Source organism: Paenibacillus lentimorbus NRRL B-30488, assembly GCF_000411595.1.
GTDB lineage: Bacteria > Bacillota > Bacilli > Bacillales > Bacillaceae > Bacillus > Bacillus velezensis.
This window is the reverse complement of sequence record NZ_ANAT01000005.1, coordinates 23,153-41,860: the sequence shown is the minus strand read 5'-3', so window position 1 is coordinate 41,860 and position 18,708 is coordinate 23,153. Positions and strand designations below refer to the sequence as shown.

At 45.6% G+C, this 18,708-nt stretch carries 21 protein-coding genes and 2 pseudogenes; 22 read left to right on the top strand and 1 reads right to left on the bottom strand.

Annotated elements, in window-relative coordinates; genetic code table 11:
- The first annotated feature begins 3 nt into the window (after nucleotides 1-3).
- The 10 genes from upp to D368_RS00975 all read left to right on the top strand — a co-directional run bounded on the left by upp (nucleotide 4) and on the right by D368_RS00975 (nucleotide 7,965).
- Nucleotides 4-633 carry a uracil phosphoribosyltransferase gene (upp, locus tag D368_RS01020; protein WP_003151154.1) on the top strand — a complete coding sequence of 210 codons (630 nt, stop codon included), beginning with the start codon at nucleotides 4-6 and terminating at the stop codon, nucleotides 631-633.
- Between the two features lie 419 nt (nucleotides 634-1,052).
- Complete coding sequence (atpI, locus tag D368_RS01015) at nucleotides 1,053-1,436, top strand: ATP synthase subunit I (protein WP_003151155.1); 384 nt, start codon at nucleotides 1,053-1,055, stop codon at nucleotides 1,434-1,436.
- A gap of 7 nt (nucleotides 1,437-1,443) precedes the next feature.
- Nucleotides 1,444-2,178 (top strand): F0F1 ATP synthase subunit A, encoded by a 735-nt coding sequence (gene atpB / locus D368_RS01010; protein ID WP_003151158.1) that lies wholly within the window; start codon nucleotides 1,444-1,446, stop codon nucleotides 2,176-2,178.
- Between the two features lie 45 nt (nucleotides 2,179-2,223).
- On the top strand, nucleotides 2,224-2,436 hold the full coding sequence (atpE, locus tag D368_RS01005) for a F0F1 ATP synthase subunit C (protein WP_003151167.1): 213 nt from the start codon (nucleotides 2,224-2,226) through the stop codon (nucleotides 2,434-2,436).
- A gap of 141 nt (nucleotides 2,437-2,577) precedes the next feature.
- Nucleotides 2,578-3,090 (top strand): F0F1 ATP synthase subunit B, encoded by a 513-nt coding sequence (gene atpF / locus D368_RS01000; protein ID WP_003151168.1) that lies wholly within the window; start codon nucleotides 2,578-2,580, stop codon nucleotides 3,088-3,090.
- A complete protein-coding gene (locus tag D368_RS00995; RefSeq protein WP_003151169.1) occupies nucleotides 3,087-3,632 on the top strand; it encodes a F0F1 ATP synthase subunit delta in 546 nt (181 codons plus the stop codon). Before atpF ends, D368_RS00995 begins: the two co-directional genes overlap by 4 nt.
- Before the next feature lie 16 nt (nucleotides 3,633-3,648).
- A complete protein-coding gene (gene atpA, locus D368_RS00990) occupies nucleotides 3,649-5,157 on the top strand; it encodes a F0F1 ATP synthase subunit alpha (protein WP_003151170.1) in 1,509 nt (502 codons plus the stop codon).
- Nucleotides 5,158-5,232: 75 nt separating this feature from the next.
- On the top strand, nucleotides 5,233-6,096 hold the full coding sequence (gene atpG, locus D368_RS00985) for an ATP synthase F1 subunit gamma (protein WP_003151172.1): 864 nt from the start codon (nucleotides 5,233-5,235) through the stop codon (nucleotides 6,094-6,096).
- Between the two features lie 25 nt (nucleotides 6,097-6,121).
- A complete protein-coding gene (gene atpD / locus D368_RS00980; protein WP_003151173.1) occupies nucleotides 6,122-7,543 on the top strand; it encodes a F0F1 ATP synthase subunit beta in 1,422 nt (473 codons plus the stop codon).
- Between the two features lie 23 nt (nucleotides 7,544-7,566).
- Complete coding sequence (locus D368_RS00975; protein ID WP_003151176.1) at nucleotides 7,567-7,965, top strand: F0F1 ATP synthase subunit epsilon; 399 nt, start codon at nucleotides 7,567-7,569, stop codon at nucleotides 7,963-7,965.
- A gap of 44 nt (nucleotides 7,966-8,009) precedes the next feature.
- On the opposite strand, the gene D368_RS00970 is transcribed toward D368_RS00975, so the two are convergent.
- On the bottom strand, nucleotides 8,010-8,480 hold the full coding sequence (locus tag D368_RS00970; protein ID WP_071392411.1) for a hypothetical protein: 471 nt from the start codon (nucleotides 8,478-8,480) through the stop codon (nucleotides 8,010-8,012).
- A gap of 172 nt (nucleotides 8,481-8,652) precedes the next feature.
- Here D368_RS00970 and D368_RS00965 point away from each other — a divergent pair, with 172 nt between their 5' ends.
- The 12 genes and pseudogenes from D368_RS00965 (at nucleotide 8,653) to D368_RS00915 (ending at nucleotide 18,638) form a co-directional block, all read left to right on the top strand.
- Complete coding sequence (locus tag D368_RS00965) at nucleotides 8,653-8,883, top strand: DUF1146 family protein (protein ID WP_003151181.1); 231 nt, start codon at nucleotides 8,653-8,655, stop codon at nucleotides 8,881-8,883.
- Nucleotides 8,884-9,024: 141 nt separating this feature from the next.
- Nucleotides 9,025-9,765 (top strand): YwmB family TATA-box binding protein, encoded by a 741-nt coding sequence (locus tag D368_RS00960; RefSeq protein ID WP_003151183.1) that lies wholly within the window; start codon nucleotides 9,025-9,027, stop codon nucleotides 9,763-9,765.
- 33 nt (nucleotides 9,766-9,798) lie between these two features.
- On the top strand, nucleotides 9,799-11,109 hold the full coding sequence (murA, locus tag D368_RS00955; protein WP_007407592.1) for a UDP-N-acetylglucosamine 1-carboxyvinyltransferase: 1,311 nt from the start codon (nucleotides 9,799-9,801) through the stop codon (nucleotides 11,107-11,109).
- Nucleotides 11,110-11,307: 198 nt separating this feature from the next.
- Nucleotides 11,308-12,339, top strand: coding sequence for a stage II sporulation protein D (gene spoIID / locus D368_RS00950; RefSeq protein WP_012118658.1), 1,032 nt, complete (start codon nucleotides 11,308-11,310; stop codon nucleotides 12,337-12,339).
- 264 nt (nucleotides 12,340-12,603) lie between these two features.
- Nucleotides 12,604-13,290 (top strand): VWA domain-containing protein, encoded by a 687-nt coding sequence (locus D368_RS00945; RefSeq protein ID WP_003151188.1) that lies wholly within the window; start codon nucleotides 12,604-12,606, stop codon nucleotides 13,288-13,290.
- A gap of 309 nt (nucleotides 13,291-13,599) precedes the next feature.
- Nucleotides 13,600-14,280 (top strand): VWA domain-containing protein, encoded by a 681-nt coding sequence (locus D368_RS00940; RefSeq protein WP_015387578.1) that lies wholly within the window; start codon nucleotides 13,600-13,602, stop codon nucleotides 14,278-14,280.
- An 85-nt stretch (nucleotides 14,281-14,365) separates the two neighbouring features.
- A complete protein-coding gene (locus D368_RS19775; RefSeq protein WP_003151191.1) occupies nucleotides 14,366-14,530 on the top strand; it encodes a hypothetical protein in 165 nt (54 codons plus the stop codon).
- A 94-nt stretch (nucleotides 14,531-14,624) separates the two neighbouring features.
- On the top strand, nucleotides 14,625-15,413 hold the full coding sequence (fdhD, locus tag D368_RS00935; RefSeq protein ID WP_128574480.1) for a formate dehydrogenase accessory sulfurtransferase FdhD: 789 nt from the start codon (nucleotides 14,625-14,627) through the stop codon (nucleotides 15,411-15,413).
- Nucleotides 15,414-15,430: 17 nt separating this feature from the next.
- A pseudogene (gene moaA / locus D368_RS00930) lies at nucleotides 15,431-16,455 on the top strand (GTP 3',8-cyclase MoaA).
- A gap of 190 nt (nucleotides 16,456-16,645) precedes the next feature.
- Nucleotides 16,646-17,776, top strand: coding sequence for a response regulator aspartate phosphatase (locus D368_RS00925; protein ID WP_007407584.1), 1,131 nt, complete (start codon nucleotides 16,646-16,648; stop codon nucleotides 17,774-17,776).
- A gap of 121 nt (nucleotides 17,777-17,897) precedes the next feature.
- Complete coding sequence (locus D368_RS00920) at nucleotides 17,898-18,377, top strand: hypothetical protein (RefSeq protein WP_065982538.1); 480 nt, start codon at nucleotides 17,898-17,900, stop codon at nucleotides 18,375-18,377.
- Nucleotides 18,378-18,450: 73 nt separating this feature from the next.
- Nucleotides 18,451-18,638, top strand: a pseudogene (locus D368_RS00915) (CsbD family protein).
- Nucleotides 18,639-18,708 lie beyond the last annotated feature (70 nt).

The window sequence follows — 18,708 nt, the reverse complement described above, 5'->3', positions numbered from 1 at the left end:
AGTATGGGAAAGGTTTACGTATTTGATCATCCTTTAATCCAGCATAAGCTGACATATATTCGGAATGAAAATACAGGTACAAAGGATTTCAGAGACCTTGTGGACGAAGTCGCATCACTGATGGCGTTTGAAATTACACGTGATCTTCCTCTTAAAGAAGTGGAAGTGAAAACACCTGTTCAAACAGCGACTTCCAAAGTGATTTCAGGGAAGAAACTCGGTATCGTGCCGATCCTGAGAGCGGGTCTCGGAATGGTAGACGGCATGCTGAAATTAATCCCGGCCGCTAAAGTGGGACATGTCGGATTATACCGTGATCCGGAAACCTTAAAACCGGTGGAATACTATGTCAAGCTTCCTTCTGATGTAGAAGAACGCGAATTTATTGTCGTGGATCCGATGCTTGCTACGGGAGGCTCTGCGGTTGAAGCGATCAACAGCCTGAAAAAGCGCGGCGCGAGAAACATTCGTTTTATGTGTCTTGTAGCGGCTCCGGAAGGCGTGGAAGAGCTGCAGAAACATCATTCTGACGTTGATATTTATATCGCCGCCCTTGATGAAAAACTGAATGAAAAAGGCTATATCGTTCCGGGCCTCGGTGACGCGGGTGACAGACTGTACGGAACCAAATAAATCGGAAAACCTCATTCAGGGGGTTTTCTTTTTTTATCCAGATATTTGCTGAATGGGCAGAGTTCATACATTTATAGGTGAATTTGTGAACATTCTGTGTATGCTTCCGGTATAAAAAGTTTTTTAACTTTAAACAGATTGACACATGTTAGGGGCTATTGTATGCTAAACGAGGGTATTATGAGAAGGTTTTCATTCCTTTCATTTCTAGTATCCATCCTCATTTTAAATCCTCCAAAAAAACCCGTTATATGAGGATTTATCTAAGCGAATGAAACAGCATCCCGTGGCATCAGGAGGATGAGTGGTTTTTTCGAACAGGCCGTTTTGCGGACAAAAAAGGCCTTCTGCAAGGGTTAACCGCATGTTTTGCCGTATCCAGGAATTATATTACATTTTCATCAGGAGACAGATAGTTGATGGACGATCCCAATCTTACATTCAGCAGACAACGGAGATATGTATTTGTAATCTTAGCAATCTATTTGCTGGGATATGGTCTTACGGCGTATAAAACTGTTTTTTTAGGCCTCTTTTTGGGAACTGTTTTCAGTTTGTTTAATTTGTGGCTCTTGACCAGAAGAATGAATGCTTTTGACAAGGCCGTGGCGAAAGGAAAGTCCATACGATCACTCGGGAGCGCAGCGCGTTGGTGCAATGCGATACTTGCGATGGCTGTCGCCTTTAAATATCCCGATAAAGTCAGTGTGGCAAGTGTGATTATTGGATTAATGACAATTTATCCCGTCATTATGATAGATTCCATTATTCAGCTCAAACGTTCATCAATGGAAGAGAGGTGAAAACCCATTGAATCACGATTACAGAACTATTGATTTGTTTGGTCTTACTTTTAATCTGACAAACATTCTGATGATTACTGTGGCAAGTGTGATTGTGCTGCTGATTGCGATTCTTACTACAAGAACGCTGTCCATCCGTCCGGGAAAAGCCCAGAACTTCATGGAATGGATTGTTGATTTTGTCCGCAATATTATAGGCAGTACAATGGATTTAAAAACAGGGGCTAACTTCTTGGCGCTTGGTGTAACCTTGCTGATGTACATATTTGTATCAAATATGCTAGGGCTGCCGTTTTCTGTAACGGTCGGACACGAGCTTTGGTGGAAATCACCGACGGCCGATCCGGCTATTACTCTGACTCTAGCCGTTATGGTTGTGTCGTTAACGCACTATTACGGCGTGAAGATGAAAGGTTTGAAGGAATACTCTAAGGATTACCTCAGACCGGTTCCGCTTATGTTCCCGATGAAGATCATTGAGGAGTTTGCGAATACGCTGACACTCGGACTTCGTCTTTACGGTAACATTTTCGCCGGGGAAATTCTTCTTGGCCTGCTTGCGAATCTGGCGACGAATTTCTACTCAAACAGTTTCTTTCTCGGTTTGGTCGGCACAGTCGGAGCCATTATTCCGATGCTTGCATGGCAGGCATTCAGCTTGTTCATCGGTACCATCCAGGCATTTATCTTTACGATGCTGACGATGGTGTACATGTCACACAAAATCAGTCATGATCATTAAAATCATATATCCATTCGGATAACATTTTAAAGGAGGAACTTTTTCATGAATTTAATAGCAGCTGCAATTGCAATCGGTTTAGGTGCACTTGGTGCAGGTATTGGTAACGGTCTGATCGTTTCACGTACGGTAGAGGGAATCGCCCGTCAGCCGGAAGCAGGAAAAGAACTTAGAACTCTTATGTTCATGGGTATCGCATTGGTTGAGGCCCTTCCGATTATCGCTGTCGTTATCGCGTTCTTAGCGTTCTTTGGCTAAGCAAAAAGCCTTATATGAACTAAAAATGGCGAAGATCACTCTAAGAGAACCTTCGCCATTGCTTTATGTCTGATAAGCAGGCCGTCCCGAAACGGCTTTTTATCAGCAGAGAAAACCTGCAGAAGGGAGTTGCCGTAGTAGATGTCTCAATTACCTCTTGAATTAGGACTGTCGTTTAACGGCGGAGATATCCTATTCCAATTGTTAGCTATGTTAGTTTTATTAGCGCTTCTCAAGAAATTCGCTCTTGGACCGCTATTAAATATAATGAAACAGCGTGAAGATCATATCGCCGGCGAAATTACGTCCGCTGAAGAAAGAAATAAAGAAGCGCAGAAGCTGATTGAAGAGCAGCGCGTTCTTTTAAAAGAAGCGAAACAGGAATCACAATCACTCATTGAAAATGCGAAAAAATTGGGTGAAAAGCAGAAGGAAGACATTATCCAGGCTGCACGCGCCGAGTCTGAAAGATTGAAAGAAGCGGCGAGAACCGAAATTGTCAAAGAAAAAGAACAAGCGGTTTCCGCACTTCGCGAGCAAGTCGCATCACTTTCTGTCTTAATCGCATCGAAAGTGATTGAAAAAGAGCTTGATGAACAAGCCCAGGAACAACTGATTCAGGACTATCTTAAAGAGGTAGGAGAAAGCCGATGAGTGGATCTGCTGTCTCTAAACGATACGCGTCAGCGCTTTTCGACATTGCCGTTGAGACTTCTCAAATCAATGAAATCGAAGAAGAGCTTACCGTACTAAAAGAAGTGTTCCGGAACGAAGCCGGATTACAGGAAGTGTTAAGCCATCCGAAGGTATCGGCCGCTAAGAAAAAAGAGCTGATTCAGCAATCGTTCGGCGCACTGTCTGAGTCTGTGCTGCATACGATTTTTCTTCTGATTGACCGCCGCCGGTCTTCGATTGTGCCTGATCTCACAGACGAGTTTATCAAACTTGCCAATCAGGCCCGTCAGACAGAGGACGCGGTTGTTTATTCAGTAAAACCGCTGTCAGAAGCGGAAATGTTATCATTGTCTCAAGTGTTTGCAAAAAAAGCCGGAATCGCTTCGCTCAGAATCAGAAATGAAGTGCAGACGGATTTAATAGGCGGCATTAAAGTCCGCATTGGAAACCGGATTTATGACGGAAGCGTAAGCGGAAAGCTTGAGCGCATGGAACGTCAACTTGCCGGAGGAAATCGATAGAAGGGGTGAAACCTAAGTGAGCATCAAAGCTGAAGAGATTAGCACGCTGATAAAGCAGCAAATTCAAAATTACCAATCTGAAATTGAAGTTCATGACGTAGGTACAGTCATCCAAGTCGGAGACGGTATTGCGCGTGTACACGGCCTTGACAATTGTATGGCCGGTGAACTTGTTGAGTTTTCAAACGGCGTTTTGGGTATGGCTCAAAACCTTGAAGAATCCAACGTAGGTATCGTTATCTTAGGACCTTACAGAGATATCCGCGAAGGTGATGAGGTCAAAAGAACGGGCCGCATCATGGAAGTTCCTGTAGGTGAAGAATTAATCGGACGTATCGTCAACCCGCTCGGACAGCCGGTAGACGGACTGGGTCCGATTCTGACAAGCAAAACACGTCCGATCGAAAGCCAGGCTCCAGGCGTAATGGACCGTAAATCGGTACATGAGCCGCTGCAAACGGGTATCAAAGCGATCGACGCGTTAATTCCGATCGGCCGCGGACAGCGTGAGCTGATTATCGGGGATCGTCAGACAGGTAAAACATCTGTTGCGATTGATACAATCTTAAACCAAAAAGATCAAGACATGATCTGTGTGTACGTAGCGATCGGCCAAAAAGAATCTACAGTACGCGGCGTGGTGGAAACACTTCGTAAGCATGGCGCGCTTGATTACACGATTGTCGTGACGGCATCCGCTTCACAGCCGGCTCCGCTTCTTTACCTTGCACCGTATGCAGGGGTGACAATGGGTGAAGAATTCATGTACAACGGCAAGCACGTTCTCGTCGTATATGATGATTTATCCAAACAAGCAGCCGCTTACCGTGAGCTGTCATTGCTTCTTCGCCGTCCGCCGGGCCGTGAAGCATTCCCTGGGGATGTATTCTATCTTCACTCCCGTCTGCTTGAGCGCGCAGCCAAGCTGAGTGACGCTAAAGGCGCAGGATCAATTACGGCGCTGCCGTTCGTCGAAACACAAGCAGGAGATATCTCCGCTTATATCCCGACAAACGTCATTTCCATTACTGACGGACAGATTTTCCTTCAATCCGACCTATTCTTCTCAGGCGTGCGTCCTGCGATCAATGCCGGATTATCCGTATCCCGTGTCGGCGGGTCAGCCCAAATCAAAGCGATGAAAAAGGTAGCGGGAACATTGCGTCTTGACCTTGCTTCATACCGTGAACTTGAAGCATTCGCCCAATTCGGATCTGATCTTGACCAGGCGACTCAGGCGAAACTGAACCGCGGTGCGCGTACAGTTGAAGTGCTGAAGCAAGACTTGAATAAGCCGCTTCCGGTTGAAAAACAGGTAGCCATTCTTTATGCGCTGACAAAAGGATATCTTGATGATATTCCGGTTGCGGATATCAGACGTTTTGAAGAAGAGTACTACATGTACCTTGATCAAAACCATAAAGATCTGCTTGACGGCATTGCGAAAACAGGAAACCTTCCTGCTGATGAAGACTTCAAAGCTGCAATCGAAGGCTTCAAACGCACATTTGCACCAAGCAACTAACCCTTAGAAGATGAGAGAAAAAGGTTCTCTTTTTCTCTCTTTTTACGCAAATGAAGAATAAAGGTGGTGAAATCTTTGGCCTCATTACGCGATATTAAGTCAAGGATCACGTCAACGAAAAAAACAAGCCAGATTACAAAAGCCATGCAGATGGTATCCGCTGCGAAGCTGAACCGTGCGGAAACCAACGCGAAGTCATTTGCTCCGTATATGGATAAGATCCAGGAGGTTGTGTTTAACGTCGGAAAAGGCGCGAAAAACGCGAAACACCCGATGCTTGTCTCAAGAGAAGTGAAAAAGACGGCGTATCTCGTCATTACATCTGACCGCGGGCTTGCGGGTGCGTTTAACAGTTCGGTTTTGCGAAACGCTTACCGCACCATTCAAGAACGCCATCAGTCTAAAGATGAATACACGGTGATTGCAATCGGCAGAGTCGGCCGCGATTTCTTCAAAAAACGGGAGATGCCGATTTTGTCTGAGTTAGTGGGGCTTGGCGACGAGGTCACTTTTGCTCAGATTAAAGATTTGACCCGTCAGACGGTTCAAATGTTTATCGACGGCGCATTTGATGAACTGCATTTGGTGTATAACCATTTCGTCAGTGCGATTTCACAGGAAGTGACGGAGAAAAAAGTGCTGCCTTTAACGGATTTCGGAACGAGCGGCGGGAAGCGCACGGCTTCTTACGAGTTCGAACCGGATGAAGAAGAGGTGCTCGAAGTGCTGCTTCCTCAATATGCGGAAAGCTTAATTTACGGCGCGCTTCTTGACAGTAAAGCAAGTGAACACGCTGCGAGAATGACAGCAATGAAAAATGCGACTGATAATGCGAAAGAACTCATTGATTCACTTTCGCTTTCATATAACCGCGCGCGTCAAGCGGCGATTACACAAGAAATTACCGAAATTGTCGGCGGTGCAGCCGCTTTAGAATAGAAAGATTTTGTCAGGAGGGATAGCGATGAAGAAAGGACGCGTAAGTCAGGTGCTTGGACCGGTTGTCGACGTACGTTTCGAGGACGGCCACTTGCCTGCGATTTATAATGCGATTAAAGTTTCACAGCCAGCTACAGGCGAAAATGAAGTAGGCATCGACCTAACGCTAGAGGTTGCTCTTCATTTAGGTGATGATACAGTCCGTACAATTGCCATGGCATCTACGGACGGAATTCAGCGCGGAATGGAAGCTGTTGATACAGGTGCGCCGATTTCCGTTCCTGTCGGTGATGTGACTCTCGGACGCGTATTTAACGTACTGGGAGATAAAATTGATTTAAATGAACCGCTGCCTGCGGATGCTCAAAAGGACCCGATCCACAGATCAGCTCCTTCATTCGATGAGCTTTCAACTGAGGTTGAAATTCTTGAAACGGGAATTAAGGTTGTTGACCTGCTCGCTCCTTACATCAAGGGCGGTAAAATCGGATTGTTCGGCGGCGCCGGCGTAGGTAAAACCGTATTAATCCAGGAATTAATCAACAACATCGCGCAAGAGCACGGCGGTATTTCCGTATTCGCCGGTGTAGGAGAGCGTACTCGTGAAGGGAACGACCTTTTCTACGAAATGAGCGATTCAGGCGTTATCAAGAAAACAGCCATGGTCTTCGGACAAATGAACGAGCCGCCGGGCGCACGTATGCGTGTAGCACTGACGGGTCTTACAATGGCTGAGCATTTCCGTGATAAACAAGGACAGGACGTACTGTTCTTTATCGATAACATTTTCCGTTTCACACAAGCGGGTTCAGAGGTTTCCGCGCTTCTCGGCCGTATGCCTTCTGCGGTTGGTTATCAGCCGACGCTTGCGACAGAAATGGGTCAGCTTCAAGAGCGTATTACGTCTACAAACGTTGGTTCAGTTACATCTATCCAGGCGATCTACGTGCCTGCCGATGACTACACTGACCCGGCGCCGGCGACAACGTTCGCTCACTTGGATGCGACGACTAACCTTGAGCGTAAATTAACTGAAATGGGTATCTACCCTGCGGTTGATCCGCTGGCTTCCACTTCCCGCGCGCTTGCTCCGGAAATTGTCGGAGAAGAGCATTATGCGGTGGCGCGTGAAGTCCAGTCAACGCTTCAGCGTTACAAAGAACTTCAGGATATTATCGCGATTCTCGGTATGGACGAATTAGGTGAAGAAGACAAGCTTGTCGTTCACCGCGCACGCCGTATCCAGTTCTTCCTTTCTCAAAACTTCCACGTAGCTGAGCAGTTTACGGGACAAAAGGGTTCTTACGTGCCTGTTAAAGAAACGGTACGAGGCTTTAAAGAAATCCTTTCCGGTAAATATGACCATCTTCCGGAAGATGCATTCCGTCTTGTGGGACGCATTGAAGAAGTCATTGAGAATGCAAAAGAGATGGGTGTAGAAGTTTAATCTGGTCCTAGGAGGGTAAAAGCATGAAGACCGTTAAAGTCAATATCGTTACTCCCGACGGCCCAGTATATGATGCTGATATTGAAATGGTAAGTGTAAGAGCCGAGAGCGGTGATCTCGGTATCTTGCCTGGCCATATTCCGACCGTGGCTCCGCTTAAAATCGGCGCTGTCCGCCTTAAAAAAGACGGACAGACCGAATTGGCGGCTGTCAGCGGCGGATTTTTAGAAGTCCGTCCTGATCAGGTCACTATCCTTGCACAAGCCGCTGAAACAGCGGAAAGCATTGATAAAGAGCGCGCCCTTGCTGCGAAAAAGCGGGCGGAAGACCGTTTGAACAAACGATCAGATGATACTGACATTCGTCGGGCTGAGCTTGCGCTACAGCGGGCTGTAAACAGATTGGATGTTGCAGGAAACTAAAAAAGAATCCTTCTCGGCTGTCTGAGAAGGATTCTTTTTCTATATTAACGCATAAGAGATTCATAGACGCCGATAAGCGGATGATCCTCTTCTTTTTGCAGATATAAATGTTCGCAGCAGTTGTCGGTGTGCCACGTTTTGTTTCCTCTCCGCACACCCGTCGTATAAGCGCCGTCCGTATACGGATAAGGTTTGACGACCCATTCGGCATCGTCATGGTGTCTGATGGCACAATCGATGACATACACACTGAGCATTTTCTCAAATTCGTCAATCGGCAGGTTCCAATCCGCCAAAAGCAGCTCTTTTATGCTGCGGAAGTAAAGAGCTTCCACTGCCAGCAGGCTGCCGGGTGAATAATCAAGAGAAATGTTGAAAAACTGACATAATTCTTTCAGTTCCTCTGTTTGAGACTGTCTATAATCATAGTAGAATGCTATCGCTTCCCACTCGTGGTCAAATATGGGAAGTGTTTCTCCAAACTGCTTTTCCGGATGAAAAAAGGAATGATTCATATTCCCATCTCCTTTCAAAAAAAGTATATCATGCCGGAGAACGGACATTTAAGCGGGGATTGCCCCTAATTTTGGATAAAAATTCTGATGTAAAAATGATCATCTTTCTCTCTTCTTCTTATATAATAAGAGAGGATATGAGGGGCGGAAAAAATGAAAGGAGATGGAATTTGTGAATGTATTGGGGCAGCAGGCCGCAATCAGCATCCTGGTTCACCTGGTATGCATTGCGGTGACATGGTGGGCGCTTCAGGCCGTCAACTTTGATCCGCTGATCCGAAAAGGAAAAATAGTGCAGGCGAGGCTGCTGATCATTCTTCTTACCATTGCGATCGGTACGGCAGTCGCCAACTTCTTTTTAGATTATCTTACCTATTCGAAACAGCTTCCATACTTATTTTAAGATGTTTCGTCTGTTGAAATGAAGGGAATCGCTGGGTGAGAAACCAATTTTTCTTCACCCGCTTGGCGAGTTTTGACGAAGTTTTCCATGTATTGCTTTCCCCGGCTCCGGCAAAAATGGGAGTAAGGGGGAGAGATCGATATGAAGAAAAAAAGAGCAGGCCGCATCATCTTGTTTTTTGTTTTTTTAAGCGCCTTAATAGCGGTATTTCATTCCATTCATGCAAGTGAGCTGTCTCCGCTTGCCCAGATTGCCGAAGGAATGGAGCGGCAGCAGGTCACTGTGGATGAATGGACGCTTCATGCGAAAAAAAATCTGAACCTGTCACTGAGTGAATTTGATGACAAGGTAAAAGAACTGAAGACGCAGTATCCGCAATATCATTGGGAATCCGCGCGGGAAGATAAAATCGTAAAGGCCGTCGGCACGTATTCTGACAAAAAAAATCACACAACTTTTAAACTGCAGCTCGTCACTACCCTCAAAAACCAGAACCCAACTTCGTATTTATTGTATGAGCAAATGAGCCCGGAGCAACCGGAAAACTGGAATGATACATATGAACAGTTTGAACGGCAGGCACATGACATATTTCAAAATAAAGTATTTATTTTTACTTGTCTAAAGGGTCATTTAAATGATAATATGAGTATTGTTTTGCAAAAAAAAGCAGAACAGCTCATGAAAGAATTTGAAGCAAGTCCAGTTGAACATGTAGTTGAGCCTCATTTCGTTTCTGTTTCTGCATTTACATATAAGTGGACAGATTACATCATGACATCGAAACATAAGATGAATGTGCAAGTTGCGCTTAGAAGTGCGGGAATGGGCGGAAAACATACCGTTACGGTTGGCACACCAATCGTGACGACTGAATATTAATATAGAGAATATAGGGACGCGGAGGGGAATACCTTGGAAAAAATCATCGTCCGCGGCGGTCAGAAGTTAAACGGCACAGTGAAAGTTGAAGGAGCAAAAAATGCCGTTTTACCAGTTATCGCTGCATCTTTATTAGCAAGTGAAGAAAAAAGCGTAATATGTGATGTACCTACGCTCTCCGATGTATATACAATTAATGAAGTGTTGCGTCATTTAGGAGCAGATGTGCATTTTGAGAATAATGAAGTTACCGTAAACGCTTCTTACGCTTTAGAAACAGAAGCACCTTTTGAATATGTGCGCAAAATGCGCGCGTCAGTGCTTGTTATGGGCCCTCTGTTAGCCCGTACGGGTCATTCAAGAGTAGCGCTTCCGGGCGGCTGCGCAATCGGCTCAAGACCGATTGATCAGCATTTAAAAGGCTTTGAAGCAATGGGTGCAAAAATCAAAGTAGGCAACGGCTTTATTGAAGCAGAAGTGGAAGGCCGTCTGCAGGGCGCAAAAATCTATTTAGATTTCCCAAGTGTGGGTGCGACAGAAAACTTGATTATGGCAGCTGCTTTAGCTGAAGGAACAACAACGCTTGAAAACGTGGCAAAAGAGCCTGAAATCGTTGACTTAGCGAACTATATCAATGCGATGGGCGGAAAAATCCGCGGAGCCGGCACAGGCACCATTAAAATTGAAGGTGTCGAGAAGCTTCACGGCGTAAGACACAACATCATTCCTGACCGTATTGAGGCGGGTACTTTCATGGTGGCTGCGGCTATCACGGAAGGGAATGTATTAGTCAAAGGTGCGGTTCCTGAGCATCTTACGTCTTTAATTGCGAAAATGGAAGAAATGGGAGTCAAAATTACGGATGAAGGAGAAGGCCTTCGTGTCATCGGTCCTGCCCAGCTGAAGCCGATCGACATTAAAACGATGCCTCACCCAGGATTCCCGACTGATATGCAGTCGCAAATGATGGCGCTGCTTCTCCGTGCGAGCGGAACAAGCATGATTACTGAAACTGTGTTTGAAAACCGTTTTATGCATGCTGAAGAATTCCGCCGGATGAATGGCGACATTAAAATTGAAGGACGTTCTGTGATCATTAACGGTCCTGTACAGCTGCAAGGCGCAGAAGTTGCCGCTACGGACCTGCGTGCGGGCGCGGCGCTGATTCTTGCGGGATTAGTGGCTGAAGGTCATACACGCGTCACGGAACTGAAGCACTTGGATCGCGGTTATGTGAATTTCCATAAAAAACTTGCGGCTCTCGGCGCTGACATCGAGCGTGTCGTTGATGAAACGGCCGCTGAACAAGAAAGCAAAGAAGTCGTAACTGACCTAAACGCATAATGGCTGTAAAAACAGTATGTCAATCTGGCATACTGTTTTTTTTGGTTTATCATCATTATTATGCTCTGATTTTCAAAAAAGAATACGTTTTTCGCGTGAAAAACGGAATAAAGATTCTGTCCAAAAGGAAGTCATATTAGCTTGTCCCTGCCCATAAGATGAAGTAGAGTCGAATCCCAAGCAGGAGGCAGCTGATATATGAAACCGATTGTATTTCTACTATCCGGGCTGTGTATACTTATTCTTCTTGTTCCCACCATTCTCGTCCTTCCGTTTCAGGCGGAAAAAGGAGCAGCCGTAAACAGAGAGCCCGGACACAAAACAGCACACACCACACGAGAAACAAAAGGAGCAGAAACATTGAAAGAATCACCTGTATCCATTCCGGTTTATCGGACATCCAATCATTCTGTAGAGAACATTCCGCTTGAAGAGTACGTGATCGGTGTCGTGGCTTCCGAAATGCCCGCAAACTTTAAACCGGAAGCCTTAAAAGCCCAGGCGCTCGCCGCTCGGACCTTCATCGTCAGGCTGATGGTCGCTGACTCAGCCGTTCAGGCGCCGAAAGGATCACTGGTGGATGATACGCAAATGTTCCAAGTCTATCAAAGCAAAAGCCAGCTGAAAAAAGAATGGGGTTCTAAGTACGCACACAACCTCAAGAAAATTACAAACGCGGTCGCAGGCACGCAAGGAAAGATTTTAACGTACGACAACAAGCCGATTGAGGCATCTTTCTTCTCTACGAGCAACGGATATACGGAAAATGCGGAAGCCTATTGGACAAGCGCCATTCCTTATTTAAAGAGCGTGAAAAGTCCGTGGGATAAGCAATCGCCGAAATATCTCGCCACCCAGACCTTCAGTGTGCCGGAGTTTCAGCAAAAGCTCGGCGTACAGCTCTCGGGGCAAAACACGGTAGGGCAGATTACGGCCAGAACGCCGGGCCATCAAGTGGCAACGGCCGTCATAAACGGCAAAAAGCTGAAGGGAAGAGACATCCGGGAAAAACTCGGACTCCGTTCTGCCGACTTTGAATGGAAACGGAACGGCGGCAGCATCACCATTACGACAAAAGGATTCGGCCACGGCGTCGGCATGAGCCAGTACGGGGCCAATTACATGGCGGAGCAGGGGAAATCCGTGGCGGACATCGTCAAGCATTATTATCAGGGAGTGGACATATCCGAAGCAGATTCATTTTTAAACAAATATATGGCGAAAAAATAGACGCTTTCATGAGCGTCTGTTTTTTTGAAAACTATTCCATAAACGGTAAAGCAACCAACAGACTCATATAACGAAAGCCTAAAGGCTGACAAATGCCGTCTGAAGGCTGAGCGCCGGGTGAAAATCACTGATAAAAATGCCGCATCTATGTGAATATACGCAAAAATAATGAGGAACGCCGTCCTATTTATTTCCCTTTTCATCTCATTTACGATAAATATTGTTCGGCGTTGAACGTAAATCTATTGAAAAGGGGAAGAAGCAATGAAAAAAACACTTTCACTCATAATCATGCTCGGATTGATGCTGACTGCTGCATCTCCTGCTTTTGCTGCCGAGAATGCAAACGAGAAGACATTTTTATTTAAAAACAATATCGCCATTTTGCTTGATGCGAGCGGCAGTATGGCGAAACGGATTGACGGCGTTTCTAAATACAATATGGCAAAAGATGAAATTGTCCGTTTTGCAGATCGAATTAAGTCTACATCACAGGTCAGAATGACGGTTTTCGGTTCGGAAGGCAATAATAAAAACTCCGGAAAAGTTCAATCTTGTGAATCCATTCGCGGTGTATACGGATTCCAAAAGTTTGACAGACAGAGCTTCCTCAACTCTCTGAACGGAATCGGGCCTACGGGCTGGACACCGATTGCAAAAGCATTAGAAGATGCGAAGGCTTCTTTTAACGGCGTTCATAAATTCGGCTTTAAATCCGTTTACCTGTTGACAGACGGTGAGGAGACATGCGGCGGAGATCCTATTAAGACAGCGAAAGAACTTCGCAAACATCATATTAAAGTCAACGTGATTGGCTTTGACTTTAAAGAAGGCTTCAACGGACAGCTTCACGCAATTGCCGGTGCGGGCGGAGGAAAATATTACGAAGCTCACAGCCAAAAGGATATGAACCGCATCTTTACGATGGAAGCGAGTTCATTAGCGAAATAAGAAAAGGTGCCGTTTAGCGGCCCTTTTTTTATGTTCCATTTAACAAAAGTTTCAAGAAAAGATGAAGAGAAAACTGTAAAAAGAATCAGATTCCGGACTTATATTACAAAAAGGGCGAAAAAGGCATTAAATCTGTCATCATTTATCCAATCTTTTTAGGATGATGCGCATAATTCTGTTCATTTTTAACGGCGTACAGCCGCTTATACAAAAGGAATCCCGCCCTATATCTTTTTGCATACTCCTCATCTAGCATAGAGAAGAGCCGGGGGCCCATCGGCCAAAAACAAACGGAGAGGAATGAAGGAAATGAAAAAAATGTTCACTGCGGGGATTGTCGGACTTTTGACGCTTTCACTCGGATCGCCTGTTTTTGCAGCTGAGAAAAAGCACGAAGAAACAAACGTCGCCGTGCTGTTTGACGCAAGCGGGAGCATGATACAAAAAACAGGGGGAGAGCGTAAAATAGATGTTGCGAAAGAGTCTGTCACTTCTTTTGCGGAAGTTCTTCCTGAAGACACGAATCTGATGCTTCGGGTATTCGGGCATAAGGGCAATAATAAAAACTCAGGCAAAGCCGTATCATGTAACGCGACAGAAACGTTATACGGCCTTCAGCCGTACGCCGTGACTCCATTTGAGCAATCACTCAGCAAGATTAAACCGACCGGCTGGACACCGATAGCGAAAGCGCTTTCTGATACACGTGAAGAATTTGAGCGGGCCGGCGCTAAAGGGAAAAACGTCGTATATCTGATCACAGACGGTGAAGAAACATGCGGCGGGAATCCTCAGGCCGAAATTCAAAAACTCCGTAAAGCGAATGTCAACACGGTCGTCAATATCATCGGCTTCAACTTCGGCATGAAAGGAAGCGAAAGCCTTGAAAAAGCGGCGGAAGCGGGAGGCGGCACATATGTCTCAGCTGACAGCGCGGACGAGTTTAAACAGGCTTGGGAAGACGCTGCAAAGGATTTAGCAAAAGAATAGGTTAAAAAAGGACGCCCGCGCGGCGTCTTTTTTGTTTAGAAAACGGAACCGCGGGAATGATACGGATAAAAGGAGATGAACGCTGTTGTTAAAAGGAGCAGGCATTATATTGGTGCTGGCGGCAGTCGTTTTTGTTCTGATAGGGATTTTTCTGAAGCTTGCCGCCTTCATATTCGTCAGTATATTGGCCATTATCGCCGCAGTTATTTTATTCACCATTTTGAGCAGACATCATCGCAACGAAACATAGAGTCCGAAGAGGGCTCTTTTTTTAAACCGCAAATTCGACAAAATACAGGGATTGTGGAAGAATAAAAGAGAAGGATACTGCGGAGGGGAAAAAAGTGGATGAAAAAACAACAGCGGTAAGAGACATATACCGCTATGAAAAAGGGGTATTAACAAAGACGGCAGATCGGATGGTTTCAGAGTATCCGCTTACCGTCATGGTGAGCGGGCAGGAATTTGTTACGCTCGTCTGCACGCCTGACCATTTAGAGGAACTCGTCATCGGATTTCTCGCATCAGAAGGCGTCATTCGTTTTGAAAAAGAGATCAAAAGCTTTACTATAGATGAAAGTCTCGGGTTTGCATATGTTGAACTGACGAATCCCGGAGTGCTTGAGCAAAAGGACTATACGAAGAGGGTCATCGGTTCATGCTGCGGGAAAGGCCGCCATTTTTACTTTCAGCAGGATGTGAAAACGGCCAAAACCGCCGTCAGCCGGATTACCATAACTCCTGAGACGTGCCTTCGCCTGATGAAGGAGATGCAAAGCGGAAGCGGCACATTCCGGGAAACGGGCGGCGTCCATAATGCAGCGCTGTGCGATACGGAAAAGCTGCTCTTGATGAGGACGGATATCGGGCGCCACAACGCGCTGGATAAGCTGTACGGCTGCTGTTTGAAAAACGGAATGCCCGTCCGTGACAAGCTGATCGTCTTCAGCGGCCGGATTTCCTCAGAGGTTTTATTAAAAGCCGCAAAAATCGGCGTGTCGATTGTCATTTCAAAATCGGCGCCGACGGAGCTCGCGCTGCAAATGGCGGAAGAGCTGAACATCACCGCGATCGGTTTTGTCAGAAACGGATCATTTAACGTATACACACATCCTGAACGGGTTGAACAATAGAAAGGGGTCTTGGGCTTATGAATACAGAAACGCGCCGGGTGACAGACAAAAGGGAAAGGCCGCTCAGGGATCTTCGTATCTCTGTAACCGACCGCTGCAACTTCAGATGCACGTACTGTATGCCAGCCGAATTATTCGGACCGGATTATCCATTTTTACAAAAGACGGAATTGCTCTCCTTCGAGGAGCTTGAGCGGCTTGCGAAGCTGTTTGTCGGCCGCTTCGGCGTTGAAAAAATCAGGCTGACAGGCGGAGAGCCGCTCATGAGAAAAGATATGCCTGAATTGATCAAAAAACTTGCGCGCATCCCCGGACTTAAAGATATCGCGATGACGACAAACGGCTCTCTGCTTCCCGTGTATGCGGAAAAACTGAAGCAGGCGGGGCTGCATCGAGTGACAGTCAGCCTCGATTCTTTAGAGGATGAGCGGTTTAAGGCCATTAACGGCCGCGGCGTTTCGGTGAACAAGGTGCTTGAGGGCATTGAGGCGGCAAAAGCGGCCGGACTCGGTGTGAAAATCAATATGGTTGTTCAAAAGGGCGTCAATGAAAAAGATATCCTGCCGATGGCCCGCTATTTTAAAGAAAAGGGTCATATTCTCCGGTTTATTGAATTTATGGATGTAGGCAATACGAATCAATGGAATAAAAAAGACGTGATCACGAAGGCCGAGATTATTGATCTGATCAACCAGCACATGCCGACGGAGCCGATAGAAGCGAATTATAAAGGGGAGGTCGCTTCCAGGTTCCGCTATCTTGACGGTTCCGGCGAAATCGGCGTGATTTCCTCCGTCTCGGATGCATTCTGCGCCTCCTGCAACAGAGCGCGCCTGTCGGCGAGAGGCGAGCTGTTTACGTGCCTGTTTGCGTCAAGCGGCTATGATGTTCGGAAACTCGTGCGCGGCGGTCTGACCGATGATGAATTGACGGAATCCATCGCTTCTGTCTGGAGAAATCGCACGGATCAGTATTCAATTGACCGCGCGCTTTCTAAAACGGATGGGAAAAGAAAGTGGAAATGTCTTATATAGGCGGATGAAGAAAAGCTTGCCCGGACAAGGGCAGGCTTTTTTATTCACATTATGAGAGCGGTCTGTTCAAAAAATACCGGTGACAGCCGAAATATATGATAGGAATTTTGATGCAGGACAATCAAGTTATGCAATTCCAAAGCCATACAATATGTTAAAATATAACCAATAGAAATTAGAAAAGGTTGTGAAAGGGGCATGACCGCATACGAGATTCCGTCATCTCAAGTTGGAGTCAAGATCAACAAATGGTACAAGCACATTTTAGCGTTTCAAGCGGCTGATGCCATAAAGCTGAAAGAGGAAATTGATGAGGATATACAACGTATGGAGGAAGACCAGCTGCTGCTGTTATATTATCAGCTGATCAGCTACCGCCATCATATTATGCTTGATTACGTCAAGCCGGAATGCACCGAACAATCACAGATTCAGTACAGCGAGCTGCAAAAGACGATCGAAAGCACGGACAGTATATCAGGACTGTCTGAGTATTATTTCCATTTGTTCAGAGGAATGTATGAATTCGATCACAATAACTATGTTGCGGCTATTTCTTTTTACCGGAAAGCGGAAAAACTCCTTTCATTTGTCGAGGATGATATAGAGAGGGCGGAATTCCATTTCAAGATGTCTGAAGTGTTTTACGTCATGAAGCAGACTCATTTTTCCATGAATCACGGGATTCAGGCGCTGGATACGTATATGAAACACGATTTTTACAGAGTGCGGAGAATTCAATGCCATTTCGTCATCTCAGGAAACTACATCGACTGCAAAAACTACGACAAAGCGCTTGAGCATTTAGACGAAGCCCTCCGCCTTTCTTTGCTTGAAGGACAGCCCCGCCTGATCGGGTCTTCGCTTTACAATCTGGGGAATTGTTATTCTGAAAAGCGGGATCTGGATGAAGCGGCCCGGTACTTTAGAAAAGCGGTTCCCGTTTTTGAAGAGCATCAGCTTGAACAGCTTCCGAAGGCGCTGTTCAGCTTAACGCACACCCTTTTCAGGCTGCATGATGACCAAGCGGCCCTTACCTATTATGAAAGAGGGGTCATGATCGCGAAAGAACGCGGCGACCGATTCAGTTTAGAGAAGTATAAGTTTTTACAAGCGCTTTATTTGGAGTCACTCAATATGGATTTAATTCATGAAGTGTTTGACTATATGAATGAAAAATCGCTGTATGTGTATATTGAAGATTTCGCCTTGGAGGCCGCCGTTTACACAAGCGCACATGAGCAATATAAAGAAGCGGCGTATTTTTATGAAAAAGCGATTCGCATGAGAGAAAACATTCAAAAAGAACAGTGTTTATACGATATATAATTTTCTTAACCATCTGATCAGCAGATGGTTATTTTTTTATGCACATCAAGACGTTTGATCATAGAAAAAATCGGAAAAATCGCAAAAGAGGGAAAAAAGTACGATGGGAAGGAGGGATTTGTTGTTCGGATTTAATGATATGATAAAGTTTTTCGTTTCATTTCTCATCATTCTCCCGATGGTGTCTGTCATCCATGTGTCGGGACACAGCTTTATGGCCATGCTGTTCGGAGGCAAGGCGTCATTGGATATCGGAATGGGGAAACGTCTTTTAAAAGTAGGGCCGATTCAGGTTCGGCGTATCTACTTCATAGATTCTTTCTGCAAGTTCGGCGAATTGCGGATAGATAACCGTCTGACGAGCGCGCTCGTCTATTCCGGAGGCTGTCTGTTTAATCTCGCTTCTATCTTTTTAATAAATCTGCTGATCATAAAAGATGTCCTCGAGCCAAACTTATTTTTTTACCAATTTGTCTATTTTTCAACTTATTATGTTTTCTTTGCTCTTCTGCCGGTGCAATACGGGGATAATAAGCTGTCAGACGGATTGGCCGTTTACAAAGTGATCCGCTACGGGGAACGCTGTGAAATCAATAATTGAGAGTTGAAATGTTTGCTATCAGGCTGAAAGGGAAGAAAACAAGTACACAAAAACAAAAGGAGCTGAAGAGATCATGAGTGAAGATAACGGTTTAAAAGACAAAGTAAAAGGCGGCATGAACAAAATGAAAGGGGAAGCAAAGGACAAAGCAGGCGACATGGCAAACAAGTCCGACTTAAAAGCGGAAGGTAAAAAGACAAAGCGAAAGGCAGCCTGCAAAAGGGTGTCGGTAAAACGAAAGATAAACTCAGTGATGATTAATTTGATCGTGAAACACAGCAAAAAGCCCAAAATATTTTGGGCTTTTTGTTATGAGAAATGACAAAAATTC

What these genes read in the sequence shown, in the direction of transcription:
- atpD (WP_003151173.1), top strand. Translation starts at nt 6,122, where the DNA reads ATGAAGAAAGGACGCGTAAGTCAGGTGCTTGGACCGGTTGTCGACGTA.
- spoIID (WP_012118658.1), top strand. Translation starts at nt 11,308, where the DNA reads ATGAAACCGATTGTATTTCTACTATCCGGGCTGTGTATACTTATTCTT.
- D368_RS00925 (WP_007407584.1), top strand. Translation starts at nt 16,646, where the DNA reads ATGACCGCATACGAGATTCCGTCATCTCAAGTTGGAGTCAAGATCAAC.
- atpF (WP_003151168.1), top strand. Translation starts at nt 2,578, where the DNA reads ATGTCTCAATTACCTCTTGAATTAGGACTGTCGTTTAACGGCGGAGAT.
- D368_RS00940 (WP_015387578.1), top strand. Translation starts at nt 13,600, where the DNA reads ATGAAAAAAATGTTCACTGCGGGGATTGTCGGACTTTTGACGCTTTCA.
- D368_RS00970 (WP_071392411.1), bottom strand. Translation starts at nt 8,480, where the DNA reads ATGAATCATTCCTTTTTTCATCCGGAAAAGCAGTTTGGAGAAACACTT.
- D368_RS00945 (WP_003151188.1), top strand. Translation starts at nt 12,604, where the DNA reads ATGAAAAAAACACTTTCACTCATAATCATGCTCGGATTGATGCTGACT.
- atpE (WP_003151167.1), top strand. Translation starts at nt 2,224, where the DNA reads ATGAATTTAATAGCAGCTGCAATTGCAATCGGTTTAGGTGCACTTGGT.
- D368_RS00975 (WP_003151176.1), top strand. Translation starts at nt 7,567, where the DNA reads ATGAAGACCGTTAAAGTCAATATCGTTACTCCCGACGGCCCAGTATAT.
- upp (WP_003151154.1), top strand. Translation starts at nt 4, where the DNA reads ATGGGAAAGGTTTACGTATTTGATCATCCTTTAATCCAGCATAAGCTG.
- atpI (WP_003151155.1), top strand. Translation starts at nt 1,053, where the DNA reads ATGGACGATCCCAATCTTACATTCAGCAGACAACGGAGATATGTATTT.
- D368_RS00960 (WP_003151183.1), top strand. Translation starts at nt 9,025, where the DNA reads ATGAAGAAAAAAAGAGCAGGCCGCATCATCTTGTTTTTTGTTTTTTTA.
- D368_RS00995 (WP_003151169.1), top strand. Translation starts at nt 3,087, where the DNA reads ATGAGTGGATCTGCTGTCTCTAAACGATACGCGTCAGCGCTTTTCGAC.